At 70.0% G+C, this 4,624-nt stretch carries 5 protein-coding genes and 1 pseudogene; all 6 read left to right on the top strand.

Annotated features, from left to right (window positions below):
• Positions 1-248, top strand: a pseudogene (locus tag VHA72_RS09525) (sigma-70 family RNA polymerase sigma factor); the annotation flags it as partial.
• A gap of 181 nt (positions 249-429) precedes the next feature.
• Complete coding sequence (locus VHA72_RS09520; protein WP_325574587.1) at positions 430-1,278, top strand: flagellin N-terminal helical domain-containing protein; 849 nt, start codon at positions 430-432, stop codon at positions 1,276-1,278.
• Between the two features lie 130 nt (positions 1,279-1,408).
• Positions 1,409-2,812: a flagellar filament capping protein FliD gene (fliD, locus tag VHA72_RS09515; RefSeq protein ID WP_325574585.1), complete on the top strand. Its 1,404-nt coding sequence runs from the start codon at positions 1,409-1,411 to the stop codon at positions 2,810-2,812.
• 13 nt (positions 2,813-2,825) lie between these two features.
• Positions 2,826-3,212 (top strand): flagellar export chaperone FliS, encoded by a 387-nt coding sequence (gene fliS / locus VHA72_RS09510; protein WP_325574583.1) that lies wholly within the window; start codon positions 2,826-2,828, stop codon positions 3,210-3,212.
• A gap of 17 nt (positions 3,213-3,229) precedes the next feature.
• A complete protein-coding gene (locus VHA72_RS09505; protein ID WP_325574581.1) occupies positions 3,230-3,568 on the top strand; it encodes a hypothetical protein in 339 nt (112 codons plus the stop codon).
• Between the two features lie 43 nt (positions 3,569-3,611).
• Positions 3,612-4,619 (top strand): YihY/virulence factor BrkB family protein, encoded by a 1,008-nt coding sequence (locus tag VHA72_RS09500; protein ID WP_325574579.1) that lies wholly within the window; start codon positions 3,612-3,614, stop codon positions 4,617-4,619.
• Positions 4,620-4,624: the final 5 nt, after the last annotated feature.

Below are 4,624 nucleotides of genomic sequence, written 5' to 3'. Positions count from 1 at the left end.
CCGACATCGCCGCGGATCTCGGCGTCACCGACTCGCGCATCTCGCAGATGCGAGCCGAGGCGCTGGTGCTGCTGCGCGACGCCCTCAACAGCGCGCTCGATCCGCATCTGGTCTCGCCCGCGACCAAGCCGAACGGCTGCGCGGCCCGCCGCCGCGAGGCATACTTCGCCGCTGTCGCGGCCCGGCACGCCGACTCCTCGCGGCGGGCGGCGCTGCCCGTCCAGCGCGTGCTCGGCCAGGCCGGCTGAGCACGAACGCCCCGCGGGGGGGGCCGGTGCAGCCTGGGGCTGCACCGGCCCCGGTGCATTTCGGCGTACAAGATTCCCGGGCTATGGCTAAGCCGCACCATCTCGTGGCCGATCAACCCCTCGGCAAGGCCCACGGACGGGCCGCGCGAAAGTCAGGCTTTGAGTCCAGGAAGGAACCACCATGAGCCTCCGCATCAACACCAACATCGACGCGCTGACCGCGTACCGCAACCTGCAGACCACGCAGACGTCGATGTCCACCTCCATCGAGCGGCTGTCGTCGGGCCTGCGGATCAACAAGGCCGCCGACGACGCTGCGGGCCTGGCGATCAGCCAGGGCCTGACCGCGCAGATCAACGGCATCGGTCAGGCCACCCGCAACGCTCAGGACGGCATCAACGTCGTCCAGACCGCCGACGGTGCGCTCAACGAGACGCAGTCGATCCTGCAGCGTATGCGCACCCTGGCCGTCCAGTCCGCCAACGACTCGAACGACGACAACTCTCGTGGCGACATCCAGAAGGAGGTCACCGCCCTTCAGTCCGAGCTGGACCGGATCGCGACCAAGACCACCTTCAACAACATCAACCTGCTCGACGGCTCGTTCTCCGGCAAGCAGTTCCAGATCGGCTACGCCGCCAACGACACCATCCAGGTCGACATCTCCAGCGCCAGCGGCTCCGGCGCTGCTGGGTTCAAGGCCGCGGACCTCGGCGTCGGCTCGACCCAGATCGACCTGTCGACCCAGTCGGGCGCCGAGGCGTCCATCAGCGCCCTCGACACCGCCATCCAGACCGTGTCGACCGCCCGTGCGGGTCTCGGTGCGCTGCAGAACCGCTTCCAGCACACCATCAACAACCTGTCGGTCACCCAGGAGAACCTGCAGGCGTCCAACAGCTCCATCACCGACACCGACATGGCGGCGGAGATGAGCAACTACACCAGGACGCAGATCCTCTCCCAGGCCGGCACCTCGATGCTCAAGCAGGCCAACCAGGCCGCGCAGAGCGTCCTGGCCCTGCTGCAGTGATCGGGCTGATCCCAGCCTGATCGCCGCCTGAGCGGATCGCGTCGTACGACGCACCACCCGAGTGCCGGTGGGGCCCACCGGCCCCACCGGCACTCGCGTCTCAAGCCCAGCACCACCTCAGGAGAGCCCGATGAGCAGCGCCCCGATCAGCATCAGCGGCCTAGCCAGCGGCCTGGACACCTCGAGCATCATCAGCCAGCTGATGTCGGTGGAGTCCCAGCCCCAGACCGACCTCAAGAACCGTGTCGCCACCGAGCAGTCCCAGGTCTCCGCGCTGCAGGGCATCAACACCGCGCTGGCCGCGCTGGCCAACTCCGCCGACAGCTTCACCACCGGAAGCACCTGGACCCAGCTGGCGGCGACGTCGTCGAACGCCGCGGTCTCGGTGACCGCCGCTAGCACGGCGACCCCCACGAACCTCACCGTCAAGGTGCTCTCCACCGCCACTGCGGCGCAGCTCAGCTTCACCTCGGCGAAGGAGCTGACCGACCTGGTCGCCACGCCGAACACCGACCTCACCCTGACCACCGCCGACGGCACGGCGCTGACGGTCAACACCGGCGACGGCACGCTCAAGACGCTGGTCGCCAACATCAACGCGGCCACCACCGGCGCCACCGGCGCCAAGCCGCTGGTCACCGCCTCGCTGGTGGGCGCCGGGACCGGCGCCGACGGCCAGCCGCAGTACAAGTTGCTCATCGCCAACAACGCCACCGGCGCCGGCTCGCTGAGCATCAGCGGGGACAGCGCCGGCAGCTGGATCATGCAGGGCACGTCGTACGCCGGCACCAACGCCCAGATCGACATCGGCGCCGGGATCCAGCTCTCCTCCTCGACCAACAAGTTCACCGGCGTGCTGCCGGGCGTGGACCTGACCATCGCCGCCGGCACCGCGGCGAACACCACCTCGCAGGTCTCGATCACCGACGACGGCTCCACTCGCGCCAGCGCGATGAGCGCGTTCGTCAGCCAGATCAACAGCGTGCTGCAGAGCATCGCCAGCAGCACGGCGTACGGCACCATCACGGCGGGTCAGGCGGCCACCAACGCGGGCGTCCTCGCCGGCAACTCCGACCTGCGCGGCATCGCCAGCAACCTGCTCAACACGATCTTCGCCCCCGGTCCGGCGTCCTCGGCGCCGAACCTGGGGCAGTGGGGCCTCTCGGTCGACGACTCGGGCAACATCACCTTCGACCAGAACGCGTTCATGACGGCGTACCAGGCCGATCCGAGTGCCGTGACGGCCGCCTTCACCGGGTCGGACGGCTTCGTGCAGCGGGTCAAGACGGTCGCCACCCAGGCCAGCGACCCGTACAACGGCACGCTGACGGCCGCGATCAACAGCCAGAACGACGAGATCAAGGACATGAACGACCAGATCTCGGACTGGGACACCCGACTGGCAGACAAGCAGGCCCAGCTGGAGAAGCAGTACTCCGACCTGGAGACCACGCTCGCCTCGCTGCAATCCCAGTCGAGCTGGCTGTCCAGCCAGCTCTCCAGCCTCGACAGCGGCTGGGCACAGAACAACTGACAGGACCCGACCCATGACGATCACGCAGAACGACGCGCGCAACGCCTATCGCGGCGGCACAATCGGCACCGCGACCCCGGCCCAGCTGCTGATCATGCTCTTCGAGCGCCTCGCGCTCGACGCCGAGCGCGGGCTGCGGGCGCTGCAGGCGGGCGACAACGCCGAGACCAACAGCCAACTGGTGCACGCCCAGGCGATCGTGACCGAGCTGCAGTCGACCCTCGAGGTCGACGGCATGCCGGCCGGCCGCGAGCTGATGGCGCTCTACGGCTACCTGCAGCGCCGGATGATCCAGGCCAACGTGCGCCATGACGTGCGCGCCGGCCGCGAGGTCGTCCAGCTCACCCGACATCTGCGCGACACGTGGAAGCGCGCGGCCGAGCTGGCGGCGCGGCAGTGACCGCCCAGGAGGGTCGCATGGAGGACTCGACACCTGCCGGGACCGTCGGCGTGACGCCGGTGGAGTCCTGGGGCCGAGCGCTCGACGCCCTGGAGGCGCAGATCCTGATCGGGCGGCAGCTCGCCGAGGGCCGCTCCCCCGCCGTGCTCGCGCCCTGGTCGGAGCCGACCGACCTCGGGCCGTTCCCGGCCGAGCTGCTCGACCGCGCCCGCGAGCTCCGGGAACAGCAACAGGGGCTGCTCGCCGATCTCCCGGAGTTCATCGGCCGGATCCGCAAGCAGCTGTCCCTGACCAGGAAGGTCAGCGGCGCCACCAGCGCGGCCCGGCGGCCGGTCTACATCGACCACTCGGCCTGAGCGGGGCCGCATCCCCTCGCCGGCCGAGGGGAACCGTGGCCGCATGGCCAGCACCGAGCTCGACTCACCGGCCGACCTGCGCGGTCCGTCCTGGCGCTACATCGTGCGCCGGACGCTGCGCGAGTTCGGTGCCGACCAGTGCACCGATCTCGCCGCCGCGCTCACCTACTACGCCGTGCTCGCCCTCTTCCCCGCCGCGATCGCGACGCTCTCGTTGATCGGGCTGGTGGGCGAGGGCCAGAAGACGGTGGACACGCTGCTACAGATCCTGCGCCAGATCGGCGCCGGATCCGCGGCGCAGCACGTCGAGCCGACCCTGCGACAGCTCGCCCATGCCCACCGCGCCGGCCTCGCGCTGGTCATCGGCGTGCTGGCGGCGCTGTGGTCGGCCTCCGGGTACGTCGGGGCCTTCGGCCGTGGCATGAACCGCATCTACGGCTTCCCCGAGGGCCGGCCGATCTGGAAGCTGCGCCCCACCATGCTGGCGGTCACGCTGGTGACGGTGGTCCTCAGCGCCGCGGTGGCGGTCGGGCTGGTCCTCACCGGCAGCGCGGCACGGGCCGTGGGTGACGCGATCGGGCTGGGCTCCACCGCCGTACTGGTGTGGGACATCGCCAAGTGGCCGGTGATGCTCGTCATCGTCATGCTGGTGGTGGCGCTGCTCTACTACGCCACCCCGAATGTCCGACAGCCCCGCTTCCGGTGGATCAGCATCGGCGCCAGCGTGGCGATCCTGGTGTGGATCCTGGCCTCGGCCGCCTTCGGCGTGTACGTCGCCGGCTTCAGCCACTACGACCGCACCTACGGCTCGCTCGTCGGCGTGATCGTCTTCCTGCTCTGGTTGTGGATCACCAACCTCGCCCTGCTCTTCGGGGCCGAGCTCGACGCCGAGCTCGAGCGGGGCCGCCAACTCCAGGCCGGCATCCCCGCCGAGCGCAACCTCCGTCTCCTGCCCCGTGACACCCGCGGCACCGAGAAGGCGGCCCGCAAGCGCGCCAAGGACATCGCGCTGGGCCGCCGCCTGCGCGAGACCCGGGGGCACGAGGAGTAGGCCGT

The organism is Nocardioides sp., assembly GCF_035547795.1.
In the GTDB taxonomy this organism is placed as follows: Bacteria; Actinomycetota; Actinomycetes; order Propionibacteriales; family Nocardioidaceae; genus Nocardioides.
The sequence above is the reverse complement of the archived record's forward strand: the minus strand, read 5'-3'. Positions and strand labels throughout refer to the sequence as shown.

Bases quoted from the DNA above. Each gene is read 5' to 3' on its own strand.
- VHA72_RS09505 (WP_325574581.1), top strand. From the start codon at position 3,230: ATGGAGGACTCGACACCTGCCGGGACCGTCGGCGTGACGCCGGTGGAG.
- VHA72_RS09520 (WP_325574587.1), top strand. From the start codon at position 430: ATGAGCCTCCGCATCAACACCAACATCGACGCGCTGACCGCGTACCGC.
- fliD (WP_325574585.1), top strand. From the start codon at position 1,409: ATGAGCAGCGCCCCGATCAGCATCAGCGGCCTAGCCAGCGGCCTGGAC.
- VHA72_RS09500 (WP_325574579.1), top strand. From the start codon at position 3,612: ATGGCCAGCACCGAGCTCGACTCACCGGCCGACCTGCGCGGTCCGTCC.
- fliS (WP_325574583.1), top strand. From the start codon at position 2,826: ATGACGATCACGCAGAACGACGCGCGCAACGCCTATCGCGGCGGCACA.